The organism is Bacteroidales bacterium (assembly GCA_018334875.1).
Taxonomy (GTDB): domain Bacteria; phylum Bacteroidota; class Bacteroidia; order Bacteroidales; family UBA12077; genus JAGXLC01.
Window position 1 is genome coordinate 1 of the sequence record JAGXLC010000071.1, and the last position, 17248, is coordinate 17248.

Sequence of the window (17248 nt, forward strand, 5' to 3'; positions counted from 1 at the left end):
AAAACATTCCTTATCCCGGTTACTACAGCAATCATGAGTTTGGGAAATGGCATTTCTCTCACGATCAGCTTATTCATTATATGAAAAACCTGGCCGCTCAGTCCGAACGGATTTCCATCCGGGAATACGGACGTACTCATGAAAACCGGCCTTTGTATCTCCTTAGGATTACTTCGCCGGAAAACCAGGAAAAGCTTAGTAGCATTCGAAAGCGGCATTTGGATTATATTTATGGAAAAAATGAACTTTATATCCAAAACAATATGCCCATGATCGCATGGCTGGGATATAGCGTGCACGGAGATGAATCCAGCGCAGGCAATGCCTCTATGCTTATGGCCTACTATCTGGCAGCCTCCAAAGATTCGGAGGTGGAAGATATTCTTGAAAATACCGTTGTGCTGATCGATCCCTGCCTGAACCCCGATGGTTTTAATCGTGCGGCCCAGTGGAGCAATATGCATATCCATAAAACCATTAACGAAGACCATCGCGACAGACAGTTTCGACAGGACTGGCCCGGAGGAAGAACCAATCATTACTGGTTCGATCTGAACAGGGACTGGTTACCTGCTCAGCACCCCGAAAGCAAATCACGGCTGGAAAAGTTTCATGCCTGGAAACCCCATGTACTTTCAGACCATCATGAAATGGGTACCCATTCTACCTTCTTTTTTCAGCCGGGAGTACCGGAAAGGGTCAATCCCCATACACCCGAAGAAAATCAGCGGCTCACCAGAGCGATCGCGAAATATCATTCCGAAGCTTTGGATGATATAGGAAATTTATATTTCAGTGAAGAAACCTTCGATGATTTCTACTATGGTAAAGGCTCCACCTATCCGGATATTAACGGAGGTATAGGGATCCTTTTTGAGCAAGCCGGCATGATGGGGCAAAAGCTTGATCTTCCCCGTGGAGTGCGTTCTTTTGCTGATGCCATTAAAAACCAGTTTACCGTATCGATGTCCAGCCTTCGGGGTTGCCTCGGGAACAGAACTGAACTGAATGATTATCAGAGAAGATTTTATGACATAGATCAAGCGGTGGAAGAAGCTCCGGTAAAGGGCTATGTATTTGGCTCGGAAGATGTGCCTGTAAAAACCCATCATTTTCTGAAATTGTTGGAAGACCATCAAATTGAAGTGCACAAATTAAGCCAATCTTATGAGCAAGGGGATAATGAGTATCAACCAGACTATAGCTATGTAGTGCCACTGAAGCAAAAACAATATAGATTGGTCAGGAGCCTTTTCGAAAAGCGAACAACATTTGAGGACAGCATATTTTATGATGTATCGGCCTGGACCATGCCCCTGGCTTTTGACCTGGATTATGACGGGGTGGAATCCGCTTCGGACATGGAAAAGCTCACCGGTGAAAGGATAGATACGGTTGAATATCCCAGGGGAAAACTTATAGGAGGGAAAAGCAATATTGGCTATGTTATAAGAGATACCGATTACAACATTCACGAGATCATTTATCAGTTGCAGGAGGAAGATATACTGGTTAAAGTGGCTACCCGGCCGTTTTCACTGAAAGCAAACGAAGAATTATTCCGTTTTGATCCCGGAAGCGTGTTTATTCCATCGGGTGGCCAGGACATTGCTAATGATAAAGTATATCAGCATATGCAAAGGATAGTAAAAGAAAAAGGAACAGATGTTGTAGCCATGGAATCCGGACTAACTGAAAAAGGCATTGATCCGGGGAGCTGGAGTTTTGTCCCTTTAAATAAGCCGGAGATTCTGATTGCTGCCGGACAGGGTGTCCATAGTTATTCCGCAGGGCAAGTCTGGCACCTGCTCGATGAGCGGTTTCATATCCCCTCCGTGCTTGTTAAACCCGATCATTTGGAACATATAAAGCTTTCGGATTTTAATACGTTGATTTTGCCTGATGGCCGTTATCAATGGGATAAAGGTGTGAAAGAAAAAATTGATCATTGGCTGAAAAACGGGGGTAAGATAGTGGCAATTGAAAATGCCAACAAATGGCTGGCTGAACGGGAACTCATCAATATGGAGGAAAAGAAACTGCCCCCTCCGGATTCCACATTGACATTGCCTTATATACAAAGAGGCGAGAGGAGAGGAGCCCAATCCATAAACGGTGTTATCTTGCAGGCTGCCGTTGATCCCACCCATCCGGTTTGTTACGGAGTTGATTCTGAGACAATGCCGGTGTTCAAAACCAATAAGATCATTTGTGAAAAAACAGGCGACCCTTATTCTTCTCCGGTGATGATCAGAGAAGAGCCCTTATTAAGTGGTTATTTGTCTGATGAAAACAAAAAAATGCTTGAGCATTCCCTTTGGTGTCAGGTGTACGGCAGGGGAAGAGGAGGTATTATCTCCTTCTTTGATGATCCGAACTTTCGGGGTTTCTGGTATGGAACCAACAAACTTTTCCTTAATGCCATTTTTTATGGCGAGGTCTTAAACTGACTGCAATCAAACAGGAGGACGTCCAATAAGTTTGTACTTTTTGGACGTCCTTGTCATCTTTTACATTTTGAAGGACATGACTTTCGTCTGTGTTCCTTCAATTTGTTCAAGTTCCTGTTGGAGTTTATCCTGTTGATCCATGTCTCCGGTCAGCTCCAGAAGGATGAGACCTTCCTTGCTGAGGGCAGTGTCACTCACTTCGTGAAGACCTAGCCTTGTTTTTATTGCACTGCCATACCTGGTAAGGACATTTTGCACATTGCCGGCTTCCTTCTGCCGGTCGGTGATCAGTACTCCCAATATTCGTTTTTCTTCCATAAGTAGATTGTTTTTTTGGTTTGTGCCGTTGAAAATAATAAAATGGTTTGTCAATTCCAATCAATTAAACATAGCCGTATTAAAGTTTGTTTTATCAATTTAGAATAGTGATTTAACCCAGGTTGAAATTTTTTCATTAGCAACAGACTTATTTGTAATAATCTCGGGTTAAATTAGCCAATCCAGGAGCTTAATACCTTTAAATATAAAAATACACGATATGAGGCGTTTATTCATTATTTTATCAATCTCGGTCCTTTTGATCAAATGCACCCAAAATCAGAAGGAGAAAGAAGCGGACCAGGAGGATCAGAAATCACAAAAAGAGGTTGAGGCAGACATCAAAGCAAGTACCAATATAAGTGAGGGTCAGAAAGTACCGGATTTTACCTTCACCACCACCGAAGGGAAGGAATTTGGCACCGACAAGCTGGAGGGTAAAGTGGTCCTGCTGACTTTTTTTGCAACCTGGTGCCCTTCCTGCATGGAAGAGATGCCTGCGCTTCAGAACCAGGTCTGGGAAAGATATGGAAATGACAAGGATTTCTTCCTTGTAAGTATTGGCAGAGAGCAGGATATGAAAAAAATGAAGGAATTCAAGAAAGAGAAGGGTTATGATTTCCATTTTGCTCCTGATACCGGTCGCATGATTTACGGTAAATTTGCCGAAAAATATATCCCCCGCAATGTACTGGTGAATGAAGAAGGAACCATCGTTTATCAGAACACAGGATATACGGAAAAAGAATTTCAGAATATGATGGATGTGATTGAGCAGGAGATGGGAGATTAGGTACGACGACACGATGGAACAACAGAGCGAGAAGATGGGATGACGAGAATACAGGAAGTGAGTAGAGACATGCCGTGGCATGTCTCGTCAGTTGGCAGGAAATAGATCAATGGGGCAAATGGGAGAAGACGAGCACTGAGAAGACGGGAATACGGGAAAGGGAAAATAGTGAAAGTAGTGAGTTTTGAGTAATGAGTTGGGGCGTACGATTTTCAAGGCTCAAAACTCACTGCTAATCTCGTTTTCCCGTCTTCAATCCATTCCCCCTCAAACCATCGCCCCATCGTTTTTTCGCTCCATCGTTCCATCGCGCTTTCTTGCCCTCGTTCTCCATCACCCAATCAATCAATCAATCAATCACCCAATCACCCAATCACCCAATCACCCATTCACCCAATTACCCATTCACTCAATCACCCATTCACTCAATCACCCAATCACCCAATCACCCAATCAATCAATCACCCAATTACCCATTCACTCAATCACCCATTCACTCAATCACTCAATCACTCAATCATCACCATACATCTCCTCAAATCAATCATTTTGCCACTAAATCACCATTTCCTACTTAATTTATGAGCAAAATCATATTGGTTCAAACAAAATATTTTATATATTTGTTAGTTTAATAACAGTAACGACTGAGAAACGGATTTTGGTCGGTTTCAAGGTCAAAGAACTACAAGTCTAATCCGGAGGTATTTTCTGATGGAAAAGAGAATAGGCACTACCATCATTCGTATTCATGACCGCCAGACAGCAGGAAAGCTCAACGAGATTCTTTCCCGTCATGCCAATATCATTATCGGTCGTCAGGGGCTCCCCCAAACGGACGGTACCAGCATTATATCCCTGGTACTGGAAGGTACAACGGATGAAATCGGTTCTTTGACCGGCCAGATAGGTCGCATAAAAGGGATCCAGACCAAGTCCGTTCTGCTTAAAAACGACTGATAAACCGATTATTAATTGTAAAAAGAAAAAAGCAGCTTATGAAATTCAATCCAGGAAGTTATAGTATAAAAGATGAACGCATGAAGCCTTTCATCGATCCTGAGGAAATATGGGAGTTTATTGAAGATACCCAAAACTCCGATAAGCAAGAAGTACGGAATATAATAAATAAATCACTGAACAAGGAAAGGCTTTCACTCAGGGATACCGCTGTCTTGATCAATGCAGATGATCCGGAACTGGTCCGTGAAATCAAACAAGGCGCACGTGACTTGAAGAATAAGATTTACGGAAACCGTATTGTGCTTTTTGCCCCTCTGTATATAGGCAATAAGTGCACCAACAATTGTAAATATTGTGGTTTCAGGGTATCCAACAGGGAGGCGATCCGGAAGACACTTTCCGATGAGGACATCGTTAGGGAAACAGAGGCATTGGAGGATAACGGGCAGAAACGACTCATTCTGGTTTATGGGGAACATCCCGATTATGATGCTGAATTTATTTCCCATACGGTTAAACAGGTATATAAGGTTAAGAAAGGGAACGGAGAGATCCGCAGAGTGAATATCAATGCCGCGCCGCTTGATATAGAGGGTTTCAGAAAGGTTTGGGAAGCCGGAATCGGAACCTATCAGATATTTCAGGAAACCTATCATCCTGAAGCTTATAAATGGTATCATTTAGCTGGAAAGAAAACGGATTACAACTGGCGCCTGACATCCCTTGACAGAGCACAGGAAGCAGGTGTTGATGATGTGGGTATTGGTGCCCTGTTTGGTCTTTATGACTGGAGGTTTGAAGTGCTTTCCCTGGTTCGCCATACCAACCATTTCGAAGCTTGCTATAACATAGGACCCCATACCATATCTTTTCCCCGGCTGAAGGATGCTGCAAACCTCGATATTGATCCGAAATATGAAGTTGGTGATGAGGAATTTTCCAGGCTGGTGGCTATCCTGAGACTGGCTGTTCCCTATACCGGCTTGATCCTTACGGCACGCGAAAATCCGGAGCTGCGCAAAGAAGTCATGCAGTTTGGTGTAAGCCAGATTGACGGAGGTACCCGTATCGAGCTGGGTTCTTATGCCAATACCCAGAATGAAGATCAGAACCTGAACAAAGAACAATTCCATATAGGTGATTCCAGGTCGCTAGGGGAGGTAATTGATGAATTGCTGGAGGATGGTTACCTTCCGTCCTTTTGCACGGCTTGCTACCGTTTGGGCAGGACCGGCGAACATTTTATGGAATTTTCCGTGCCCGGTTTTATAAAGCGTTATTGTACACCCAACGCCATCCTTACATTGGTTGAGTATCTTGTGGATTATGCCCGTCCTCATATTGAAGAAAAGGGATGGAAAGTAATCGAAGAGAATATTCAGCAATTGGATGATCCCAAACGGGCCGGTCAGTTAAGGGATAGGATCCGGAGAATAAGGCAGGGCGAACGGGATCTGTATTTCTGATCAAGCATGTTGCCTTTTCTTTTGGAAGTATTGGAACAGATATCGGGTTAAACAAATGGGTGAGTAAATATGTCTTACTGGTAGGTTTATCAAATGTTGATGCAATGGGCAATAAATAAAATACATATATAAAATTTTATGTTGTTTTTATTCGTTTAAAATAGGTACTAGTCTGTTCATTTATTTCTAACTTTTAAACACAACGCTTATGTATTTAAAAATTCATCCTGAAACACCCAGCCAGCGACAAATTCGCAGAGTAGCCGATGTGCTCAGAAATGATGGCATCATCATTTATCCAACCGATACAGTTTACGCTTTAGGATGGAGAATCCACAACAACAAGTCGGAGGAGCAGGTCAGTCAGATCAGGAATGATCAGAAAAGCAGGACCAATTTTTCACTCATTTGTAAGGATCTTAGCCAGGTCTCCCAGTTTACAAAACCCCTGGATAAATCTACCTTCAAATTGCTGAAGCACAACCTTCCGGGGCCGTTTACTTTTTTGCTGCCTGCCAGCCATAAGATACCCAAGTTGTATAAAAGCAAAAAAGACATTGTAGGCATCCGTATCCCCGATAACAACATTCCGCTGCAAATCGTTGAGGAATTGGGTGAGCCCATTATGACCACTTCCCTGCGCAATACCAGTGATGAAGTGATGGATTACCTGGTCGATCCGCAACAGATTTTCGAAAAATACCAGAAACAGGTTGATGTGATAATAGATGGTGGTTATGGGAATGTTGAGGCATCCACTATAGTGGATTGTACCAATAATGAACCTTATATCATCCGGGAAGGTAAAGGAGAGCTGGTCTCATAGAAGATTCAGGTGATTGAATATCCGGAAAGCCGCCCGAAGCCTCTGGCCTCAGTTTTTAATATTTTGATCATTGAGGTGTTGTTGTTCGGGCGGCTTTTTAATGGCGCCCGAAACCAGCATCCACCGGGTTTTCCCACAAAAAAATAATTATTTTTTGTAAAATGCAGGGGCAAAGAGAATAAGTACGGTAAACAGTTCAAGTCTGCCAATCAGCATAAGAAAAGAGAGAAACCATTTACCAAAGTCGGGAAAGTGGGCATAATTTTCTACAGGCCCCACAGCACCAATCCCCGGGCCAATATTTCCCAAAGTTGCAGCAACAGAACCCAGAGACGAAGCAAGGTCATACCCCATAGATGAAACGATTATTGTGCTTATTCCGACGAGCATCATATAGAGTACCACAAATGCCTGAACATTGGTGACGATCTGAGGGTCAATGCTTTTTTTGTTCAATCGCACAGGAATGACTGCATTCGGATGGAGCAGGCGTTTTAATTCCAGCGCACTGTTTTTGATCAGCAGTGCCACCCTTACAATCTTAATGCCACCCCCGGTGGAACCCCCCGAACCTCCGAGAAACATCAACATGAATATAATGACCACCAGAAAAGGTGCCCATTGTAAATAGTCTGTTGTGACATATCCGGTGGTGGTGGTGATGGATACCACCTGAAATAGCGAATTTCTGAATGATTCCTCAAAAGACAGCACATCCCCGAACCATAAAAAAGCTGTAATGAGTATAGTAAAACCAAATAAAAAGAAGAAGTAGAACCTGAATTCTTCATTTTTTACAATTTTATTAAACTGAAGGTGTAAACCGTAATAGGAAAGTGCAAAATTGGTGCCGGCAAGGAACATAAATGCCGTAATTACATATTGCACATAAGGAGAAAAATGAGCAATGCTGGCCTGTTTGGTAGAATAGCCACCTGTGGCCATGGTGGTAAATGAATGACATACGGCATCGAACAGTTTAACATCACCGAGGACCAAAAGGACAATTTCTGTGATCGTGAAAAAGACATATATTTGCCAAAGCCTTTTGGCTGTCTCTTTTACACGGGGGTGAAATTTATCCGGCGTTGGTCCCGGTACTTCAGCTACAAATAACTGCATACCTCCAATTCCGAATATGGGCAGTATGGCCAGTGAAAGAACAATAATGCCCATGCCTCCGAGCCATTGAGTCATGTTCCTCCAAAAAAGCAAACCATGGGGTAAAGATTCCACATCACTGAGTATGGAAGCACCTGTAGTGGTAAATCCTGAAATGGTTTCGAAAAATGCATTGGTATAAGAGGCGATCTCTCCACTAATAACAAAAGGCAGGCACCCGAACAGCGAAAACATGATCCATACGGTGCTTACAATGATATAACCCTCTTTTTTGGTGATCGTTTCGTCTCTTCTTTGAGTTAACAGCCAGGCAAAGGCTCCGGTGGCAATGGCGATTCCTGCCGAAATGCCAATTGCGGCTATATCCCCTTCGTTATAATAAACTGAAACACCAAGGGGCAAAAGCATGGAGATGCCTTCGATCAAAAGAAGAAGTCCGAGAATATTCAGTATTACACGAACATTAATCATCAGGACTGACTGAAAAAGGTTTCGACTTTTTTAACGGCTGAGGGCATGGCAAACACCACCACCCGGTCTTCATCCTGTATGTTTGTATTTCCTGTCGCTATGAAACTTTTGTTTCCTCTTATAACTCCGCCAACTATGGCGTCTTTCGGGAAATCAAGGTTTTTTAGCTTATCCCTTGTTATCTTCGATTTTGGTTTGGCTTTAAATTCAAGCACTTCCGCATCGGAACCGGTAAGGCATTTCATTGTAGAAACCTCCGCGCTCATGGTAAATTTGAAAATCTGGCTCGCCGTTACCAGCTTTTTGTTGATAATGGTATCAATACCCATATTTTCACCCAGATTGATATAACTCATGTTCTCGATTACCGCAATCGTTTTTTTGACCCCCATTTGCTTGGCCAACAGGCAGGATAAAAGATTGAGCTCAGAACTGCCCGTCACGGCAATGAAGGTATCCATCTTTGCAAGGCCTTCCTGTTTCAATAAATCTACATCCCTTCCGTCACCGTTAATGACCAGTGTATTGTTTAACTCATCAGCCAGAGAAGCACTTTTGTCCTTCTCTTTTTCAATGAGCTTGACATTCATTCTGTTCTCCAGGTTCTGAGCCGTACGTTTCCCGATACGGCTTCCCCCAAGAATCATAACATGCCTGATCTCGATCTTCTTCTTGCCCGTATATTTTAATAAATTGTTGATGCCGGAACGATTGGTAACAACATATATCACATCATTTACATAAAACTGATCCAGCCCTCTGGGAATTATGGTCTGACCGTTTCTCGAAATAGCCACAGCCCGGAAATCATAGTTTTCCATCTCCTGGGTTGCCTGGATCAGGGTCTTTCCAACAACAGGGGCATTTTCTTCCAGTTTGAGGACATAGAGCGAAAGCTTTCCACCGGTAAAATCTACAATCTCCGAGGTTCCTGTCTGGTTTATCATACCAGTGATCTCCCTGGCAGCGATACGCTCAGGATAAATCAGATAGTCAATACCCAGGTCGGTGAAATGATTTTTATAGACCGGTCTGATGTATTCGGGATTATCAACTCTGGCAATGGTTTGCCTGGCACCAAGCTTTTTCCCGATGATGGCACAAGCAATATTGGTTTCCTCTGAGTGTGCTACAGCAATAAGCAGGTCCGCTTTCTTTATGTTGGCTTCTTTCAAAACTTCAAATGAGGTGGCCGATCCTGTAATGGTTAAAATGTCCAGGTTGGCATTCATTCCTTTTACAATATCCTCATTGTTGTCAATGATTACAATATCATGTAATTCACTGCTTAGCATCTTAGCCAGATGCGAGCCTACCTCACCTGCCCCTGCTATAATGATCCTCATAATCTTTATATTTCATATTTTGACATTACAAAATATCAACGGCACAAAGAAAAACCTTGTTTTAAAATAAACAAAGTTTTCATCCTTTTTTTAGTCAAAAATATATCTAAAAGCTCCGTTTCTCTGTACAGAATGAAATGGAATTTCTTTTTCCTCCATTTCACTGCACAAAGCTTCGCCATAATAGTAAGAGTTTGATGAATCCAGAATTACCATTTGAAAATCAAACAATTTTCTCATTTCCTCAACGGATATATTGACATCATTGGCCAGAATAAGATAATCCAGTTCGGCTTTTATTTCGGAATCCAATGGGACAGGGAAATTATCGTTTTCGAGATAACCTATTTTGATACCTTTGAAGTATATAAAATTTTTATACAGGCAGACCGGAGTCTCCTTTTTCTTTTTTAATACCGACATATCCCAGCGAGTACTGGTTTTAATACCTTTCGACAGCCAGTAAGGCTTAAAATAATATGGAATGGCTTCATTGATTTTCTGCTTGCCGTTATATAAAAGAAAATTGTTTGACCCGTCGATGTAATTTATAGCAGAAGTGTTGGCCATGTTATATACAAGAAATTCTTTTTGTTCATGTCTTTTGTATTGTAGCCGGATATCCGAAAGAAGAAAGACTATGGCAATACCCAGTGACAGGTTCAGATAAAGGGTGTTTTTTCTGATTATCCATGCAGAGATAAATATAAGGGCAAAGTAATAAAGAAAGATTTGTATCTCACTTATCCATATGGCATCTGCAGTAGAGTAGGGCATATCCCGGATAAAGGCTGTTGATTGATTTAAAACGGAAAGAATGGAAGAAAGGATGAAACCTAAGGCTTTACCGGCCACGGGCAGGAGCGGAGCGACGAGGAAATAAAGCATCCCTGTAAAGATGATGAATACAGCGGCGGGGATGGCAATAAAGTTGGTAAGCCAGAAGAAGTTGGAGAAAAGATTAAAATGATGAATCACCACAGGAGCCGTACCAATTTGAGCTGCCAGGGCAACGGTAAACCATTGCCATAGTTTGTCGGGTATCAGGGGCAGCTCGATCAGTTTGTAAAATCGTGGCTGAAAGAATACAATACTGTACACTGCGAGATAGGAGAGCTGAAAGCTGATGGAAAAGATTAATAAAGGATTGATAACCAAAAGAACAAATGCTGAAAATGCCAGGCTGTTATACACCGAGGAATATCTTCTCAATACCTGCCCTATAGCTATTACCGAAAACATCAATGTGGCGCGGGATACTGAAGGCGAAAGGCCGGTAAGAAATGCATATCCGACAAGTATGATCAGGATTATCACTACTTTAATAATTTTTCCGTAGGGATATCGCTCCATAAAAAACAATAAGTAATGGACAATGAGATAAATGATCCCGACATGCAGCCCTGAAACAGCCAGGATATGCATGGCGCCGGCGGAGGAGAACCTGCTTCTCACTTCCGGGGTAAGAAAATCTTTGTAACCCAATAAAAGCGCAGAAGCAATACCATATTCCTCCTCACCGATCCCCGTTTCTTTGAGTTGGTTCAATAAATGCAGCCTCAAACGGTTGGAAAGAGCAATTACTGAAAAGGGGGCATCAGCCCGGGACTTTTTCCAGGAGGCTTTATCAAGATATACCTGATAATGGACTCCCTGGATGGCCATATATCTTTTATAATTGAACTCGCCCGGATTACCCTGATTTTTTATTGGGTTGACGTAGGCTGAAAAGAGAACTTTGTCGCCCGGTTTGACAGGCAGCGTTTGCCCGTTTTTTTCAAGGTAAGCCAATATTTTTATTTTTTCCCGGTACCACAAGCTATCCCTGCGAATTTGGCTGGTTTTGATGACGGTTTGCCAGGTTTTATCTTTTTCTTCGGGTATATCCAGGATTTGCCCGGTAAAAGTCAGCTTACCCGTTTCCGGTTCGGGTTTATTCTCTTGCTTTTCCTGGAGTAGTATGGCACCGATAGCAAAGAATATTAATATGATCAGGAATCCCCGGACCCATTCCAGGAAAAATTTCTGTCTGGCAGGAAGGATTTCAAATCCAATGAGCAGAATTAGCAAAAAAGCAATGATTGCTATCAGGGAGCTCCATGCAAAATGAAAGTGCTCCTGAAGCAGAATGCCGCCAATCAGGGGAATGACCAGCCTGAGGAAAGGATTTCTTGCCAGAAATGCCATCTGAGCCCAAATTTTAAATAAATGTATGAAATTCCGTTGAAAAAATCCACAGGTGAGCCATTTTATTTTATCCCGAATTATTTTTGAATAATGCAGGTTATGATGGTCAGATAACGTATGATCTTACCTCGCCTGTTGATGGGTTGTATATAGGCAACATGGGATAGGCGTTAAATTTCAGGGCGAAATTCAGATCGTCCGTTCTTCCCAGCTTCCTTAGCCGCATGGCTCCTTTACTCGCGATGATCTTTTCCTTTATCTGGCGAATATCCGGATTTTGTCCAGCTATAAGTTCTTTAAGATAGAAAGCGCACTGCTCATCTTCTTCAGCTTTTTCGGAGGATTCAAATCCCATGGCAGCAAGCGTGACGATTTGAGGATTCTTGCAGTGTATATATTCTACAATGGCTGATGCATTGGCAAAGCTGCCGATCAATATTTCATCGGCATTTCGGGCATTTACAATCCCCTGGGTTCCTGCTGAAGTGGTAAAAATCACTTTTTTTCCCTTTAGCTTCTGGCTCGATGCATAGGCCGGAGTGTTTCCGAAATCAAATCCTTCAGGTGGCATGCTTTTTCGCTCACCGGCCAGAACGAAATCGGGATGTTGTTCTTTCAAGTGATAAGCTTTTTCCAGGCTTCCTACGGGAATAACACAATCCGCTCCCTGCCCCAGACAAGCAATGATGGTGTTGCTTGCCCGAAATACATCGATGATTACAGTGAAGCCTTCTGACTCTTTTGCACCTTCAATACAACTTTTTATTCTGATGTCCATTGTTATGCGATTTTTATTGGATTCTGTTCATTCCCGCATTACCTGTATGGCTTCAGGAATACAGGGGTATAATTATAAAGCAAATATAGCAAATGTTTCCCAATGGTTTTTGATGGAGCAAAGTTTGTTTATCTTTGGTAGCTTATTTTTTATTCATAATTGTGATATGAGCGGGAAACAAAATCTTTTTGAGGTGGAATTGTCTGTAAGGGATTATGAGTTGGATTTGCAAGGCATCGTAAACAATTCGGTATATCAGAATTATCTTGAGCATGCCCGCCATGAATTTCTTTACTCCCGGGGTATCGATTTTGCAGGGCTCCATGATGAAGGTAAAGATTTGATTATATCCCGGGTTGAAATTGATTACAAATACCCGCTAAAAAGCCGGGATCGGTTTAAGGTGACCCTTGATATCAGGAGAGAAGGTCATTTGAAGATGGTTTTTGACCAAACGATTCTTCGTATGCCGGATGAAAAAATAGTGGTTAAAGCCTGTGTAACCGGGGTTTGCCTGAAAGAGGGAAAACCGGTCAAGCCTGAGCGTATACTGGATGTGTCCCGGTTGGGACTTGAATAATTCGGGTCATAAAAATAACTTTAACTTTCAATTTGTCGAATTAAATATATGTATGATGAAAAACCTTGTAATTTTACTCTTTAGCTGTTTTTTTCTTACTTTCTGCGGTGGCCCCTCCCAAGATCAATGGCATGATATGCTTGGTGAAAGTGATCTTCAGGGTTGGAGCACCCTGAAAAATGAACAGGCCTTTCAGGTGGCTGATGGTGTTTTGAGCTGCGAAGGTTCGGATGCCCTTTTGATTTATGAGGGGGAAGACAGGGATGCCGGTTTGAAGAATTTCGAAATGGAAGCTGAGGTTATGACTCAGCGTGGAGCCAATACCGAAGTACTTTTTCATGCCGATCCCGGCAACGAGCCCGTTTCTAAAACCGGATACGGGGTTCAGCTCAACAATACCTACCGGGGGATGAAGGATTATCCCGAGATCAATATGACCGGCAGCCTGAACCGGATAAGAAACACTTATTATCCTTTGGTTGAGGATGGGAAATGGTTTGATCTGCGTATTCAGGTTCAGGAGAACCATATTCAGGTTTATGTCAACGGAGAAAAGACCGTGGATTATGTGGAACCGGAGGATCCCTGGAGGCCTGCTGATATGGATAAGCGCATGCTTTCGGAAGGTGTTTTGGGTATCCATTGCAAAGACGGAAACACCGGACTAAAAATTAGGAACATGAGGGTGAAGTCCCTTCCTGATACGGCAGGGGTACCTTTGCATGTTGATCAATCCTGGAATCGTAAGGTTACCCGTTTGCATGCTCAAAACTTTCCCCTTATTGACTTTCATGTTCATCTGAAAGGTGGACTGCAATTGCATGAGGCTTTGGATTCCTCGAGGCAGTATGGGATTAACTATGGAATTGCGGCCAACTGCGGCCTGAAGTTTCCCATTACAAATGATGAGCAACTTTTGGAATATATCAACAGTCAGAAAGGAAAGCCGGTTTATACTGCCATGCAGGCAGAAGGTCGGGAATGGGTTGACCTCTTTTCATCCGAAACGGTGGCAAAAGCCGATTATGTTTTTACCGATGCGATGACCTGGACCAACGACCAGGGCCAGCGCATGCGTCTGTGGATGCCCGAAGAAACCCATGTAGGCAACCCCCAGGATTTTATGGAGCAACTGGTGAGTCAAATAGAGAAGATCACCCGGGAACCAATCGATATTTATGTCAATCCTACCTTTTTGCCGGAGGAGATACAAGACCGTTACGATGAACTTTGGACGGAAGAAAGGATCGACCGGGTAGTACAGGCACTTGTTGAAAATGATGTGGCTCTGGAGATCAATGCCCGTTATGAACTGCCTAAAAAGAAAATACTGAAAAAGGCCAAAGAAGCAGGAGTTAAATTTGCTTTTGGAACGAACAACACGGGCAGAGAATTAGGGAAGCTGGGGTATTCCCTGAAGATGATCGAGGAATTGAACCTAGAACCTGAAGATATGTGGCTTCCCCCTGTGAAAGAAATGAACTGATGCCCGTGGGCTGAAGATACCACCGGGCTTAAACGCTCCGGGTAATGATGGCCGCGGATGCACGAATTATATTTTATTCGTGCATTCGTGGCCATTATTAAAATTGCAATTTTATTGCTTTTCTCCTGTCGCCATTTATCCATCAATGTTGCCGGTATATGCAATAAATTCGGACTGCTCTGATCCTACTACTCTTTTCAAAACCCTTAATATCAGGAAATCCACAGCCGGTAAGCATTTGATAATTTTTTTAAAGTTTTTTAAAAATTTGTCACCGAATTATTTACATTTAATAAAAATATTATTACTTTTATCCATGATAATCTATACTTATTAACTATAAATTTTTAATGATATGAATAACAGACAAGAGGATAAGCTTAGTATGTTCATCTCAGTAGATGATGTTTGGGAAAGCAATAAAGACATCTGGATCAATATGCCTGCATCTGTCAGAGCATTTGATAAGTTTAAAAAAATCATCTCTGAAATTGTTACCCAACAGGAAATTCAGAAAGGTAAGACTACAGGTGTCACCGAAAACAAACAGAAAGAAGAAGACAGGCTGATAAAGATTACTTTGGAATTCGCATCATCAGTCCATTCCTATGCCGCTCTCATTGGCGACAATAAATTGAAACAAAATGTTAACTACAGCCCCACAGATTTGAAGTCCGCACGGGATACAGACCTCAGGGCCATCTGTCAGTCTGTTCACAGGATAGCAGAAAGCGTCCTTTCCGGGCTTGCCGATTACGGCAAAACGCAGGAAGACCTTGACAAACTGCAAAATGCAATAGACGATTTCTCCGAGATGCTTTCCAAACCCAGGGCGGCAATCGGTACAAGGGCAACAGCTACATCAAGATTGCAGGAGCTTTTTAAGGAAGGTGATGAGCTGCTGAGAGATCACCTGGATATGATTATGGTATCCTATAAGACCAGCCATCCCACATTTTATAACATGTACCGAAGTGCACGCACAATTGTTGATATGGGAAAAAGAAGTAAAACCGAAGAAGAAGAAACTGAACTTGATGATGAATAATACCAACTGGCTCTTGATAATGTGTAAAAGGAGGCTGTCCAATTGGATGGCCTCCTTTATTTGTGGACTGCCCGATTCAATTTGCCCGATGTAAGATTCGATTTTTTAACTGCAACCTTTAATTTGTCCGATGCAAGATTCGATTTGTTAACTGTAAGAATCAATTTGTCCGATGTAAGATTTGATTTATTAACTGTAACCTTTAATTTGTCCGATGTATGATCCGATTTGTTAACTGTAACCTTCAATTTGTCCGATATGCATTACAATTTATTTAATGTAAGATTTAAATTGTTGAATGCAAGATTAATTTTATTTAAAGTAAGATTCGATCTATCGAATGTACCATATGATTTATTCGATTTAAGATACAATTTATCCACTGTAATATTCAATTTGTTGATTGTAAACTGCAATTGTGACATTGTAAGCTGTAATTTTGGCAATGTCAATTGCAGTTTTGCTACTGTAAGCTTCAATTTGTCCACTGCAAGAATCAATTGGTACGGTTTAACAAATAATTGGGCAAACAACCATACTGTTTTATCGGTTGGGGCTGAAGGTTAGTAACCTCAGCAATCCAATTTTACCATTTCGTGCTTCAATGAAGTGATTAATATGCTTTGATATATCCGGTGCCGTCGCTACGCGACTCCTGCTATTTGGCTGGATTCCCCGGGCTACCATAATTTCGTCGCTACGCGACTAATGTTCTGCTAGTACAACCAATGACCATCAATGACCATCAATGACATTATGCTTCCCCTGCCAACTCCAGATTTAAACGTTTGCCAACTTGTTAAAATGAGGCGAAGAGTAGAAGGACTACGGTCTTATTGTTACAGTGTTACATTGTCAAATTGTTGCCTCGGGCTGTGGCCATCAGAATATTCTGGCAAATTTTGCCAACTGCTCCCGCAGAATGCGGGACTCACTGCTCCCGCCGATATAGGCGGGACCAACTTCTTAAAATGAGGCTAAGGCGAAGAGTAGAAGGACTACGGTCATATTATTACAGTGTTACATTGTCAAATTGTGGCATCGAGCTGTGGCCATCAGAAGCTTCTGGCAAATTTTGCCAACTGCTCCCGCAGAATGCGGGACCAACTGCCAACTGCCCACTGCCAACTTCTTTCCCCAACTCCTCTCAAACCATCAGATCTCAAGTCAAACGATATAATGACCATCAATGACAATGTTTTCCCAATTTTTCCTTAAATTTATCCCGTTAACCAACAACGTTTGCTTGTTTTCATGCCTAAATTTCCCTTCTACCAGCAACACGATGCCATGGACTGCGGTCCTGCCTGCCTGCGCATGATCGCCCGGTATTATGGAAAGCATTATTCCCTTCAAACCCTCCGCGACCGAAGTTACATCACCCGTGAAGGCGTCTCCATGATGGGCATCAGCG

14 protein-coding genes are annotated in these 17248 nt (G+C 42.4%); 9 read left to right on the forward strand and 5 right to left on the reverse strand.

What is annotated here, in order from left to right; translation table 11 throughout:
• On the forward strand, positions 1–2450 hold a 2450-nt coding region (locus KGY70_08070; protein ID MBS3775127.1), incomplete at its 5' end, for a hypothetical protein.
• Positions 2451–2510: 60 nt separating this feature from the next.
• Here KGY70_08070 and KGY70_08075 read toward each other — a convergent pair.
• Complete coding sequence (locus KGY70_08075) at positions 2511–2768, reverse strand: hypothetical protein (GenBank protein MBS3775128.1); 258 nt, start codon at positions 2766–2768, stop codon at positions 2511–2513.
• A 220-nt stretch (positions 2769–2988) separates the two neighbouring features.
• Here KGY70_08075 and KGY70_08080 point away from each other — a divergent pair, with 220 nt between their 5' ends.
• The 4 genes from KGY70_08080 to KGY70_08095 all read left to right on the forward strand — a co-directional run bounded on the left by KGY70_08080 (position 2989) and on the right by KGY70_08095 (position 6816).
• Positions 2989–3561, forward strand: a complete 573-nt coding sequence (locus KGY70_08080) for a TlpA family protein disulfide reductase (GenBank protein ID MBS3775129.1) — start codon at positions 2989–2991, stop codon at positions 3559–3561.
• 714 nt (positions 3562–4275) lie between these two features.
• Positions 4276–4521 carry a hypothetical protein gene (locus KGY70_08085; GenBank protein MBS3775130.1) on the forward strand — a complete coding sequence of 82 codons (246 nt, stop codon included), beginning with the start codon at positions 4276–4278 and terminating at the stop codon, positions 4519–4521.
• 38 nt (positions 4522–4559) lie between these two features.
• Positions 4560–5990, forward strand: coding sequence for a [FeFe] hydrogenase H-cluster radical SAM maturase HydG (hydG, locus tag KGY70_08090; GenBank protein MBS3775131.1), 1431 nt, complete (start codon positions 4560–4562; stop codon positions 5988–5990).
• A 208-nt stretch (positions 5991–6198) separates the two neighbouring features.
• A complete protein-coding gene (locus tag KGY70_08095) occupies positions 6199–6816 on the forward strand; it encodes a threonylcarbamoyl-AMP synthase (protein MBS3775132.1) in 618 nt (205 codons plus the stop codon).
• 147 nt (positions 6817–6963) lie between these two features.
• Here the strand turns inward: KGY70_08095 and KGY70_08100 are convergent, their stop codons facing one another.
• The 4 genes from KGY70_08100 to KGY70_08115 form a co-directional block, all read right to left on the reverse strand.
• Positions 6964–8409, reverse strand: a complete 1446-nt coding sequence (locus KGY70_08100) for a TrkH family potassium uptake protein (GenBank protein MBS3775133.1) — start codon at positions 8407–8409, stop codon at positions 6964–6966.
• A complete protein-coding gene (gene trkA / locus KGY70_08105) occupies positions 8409–9755 on the reverse strand; it encodes a Trk system potassium transporter TrkA (GenBank protein ID MBS3775134.1) in 1347 nt (448 codons plus the stop codon). Before trkA ends, KGY70_08100 begins: the two co-directional genes overlap by 1 nt.
• A 90-nt stretch (positions 9756–9845) precedes the next feature.
• Positions 9846–11942, reverse strand: a complete 2097-nt coding sequence (locus KGY70_08110) for a ComEC family competence protein (protein ID MBS3775135.1) — start codon at positions 11940–11942, stop codon at positions 9846–9848.
• Between the two features lie 106 nt (positions 11943–12048).
• Complete coding sequence (locus KGY70_08115; protein MBS3775136.1) at positions 12049–12720, reverse strand: 2-phosphosulfolactate phosphatase; 672 nt, start codon at positions 12718–12720, stop codon at positions 12049–12051.
• Positions 12721–12886: 166 nt separating this feature from the next.
• Here KGY70_08115 and KGY70_08120 point away from each other — a divergent pair, with 166 nt between their 5' ends.
• The 4 genes from KGY70_08120 to KGY70_08135 all read left to right on the forward strand — a co-directional run.
• Positions 12887–13300: an acyl-CoA thioesterase gene (locus KGY70_08120; protein ID MBS3775137.1), complete on the forward strand. Its 414-nt coding sequence runs from the start codon at positions 12887–12889 to the stop codon at positions 13298–13300.
• 55 nt (positions 13301–13355) lie between these two features.
• Positions 13356–14786 (forward strand): DUF1080 domain-containing protein, encoded by a 1431-nt coding sequence (locus KGY70_08125; GenBank protein MBS3775138.1) that lies wholly within the window; start codon positions 13356–13358, stop codon positions 14784–14786.
• A 355-nt stretch (positions 14787–15141) separates the two neighbouring features.
• Complete coding sequence (locus KGY70_08130; GenBank protein ID MBS3775139.1) at positions 15142–15834, forward strand: hypothetical protein; 693 nt, start codon at positions 15142–15144, stop codon at positions 15832–15834.
• 1254 nt (positions 15835–17088) lie between these two features.
• Positions 17089–17248: C39 family peptidase (locus KGY70_08135; GenBank protein MBS3775140.1), on the forward strand; the 160-nt coding region annotated here is incomplete at its 3' end.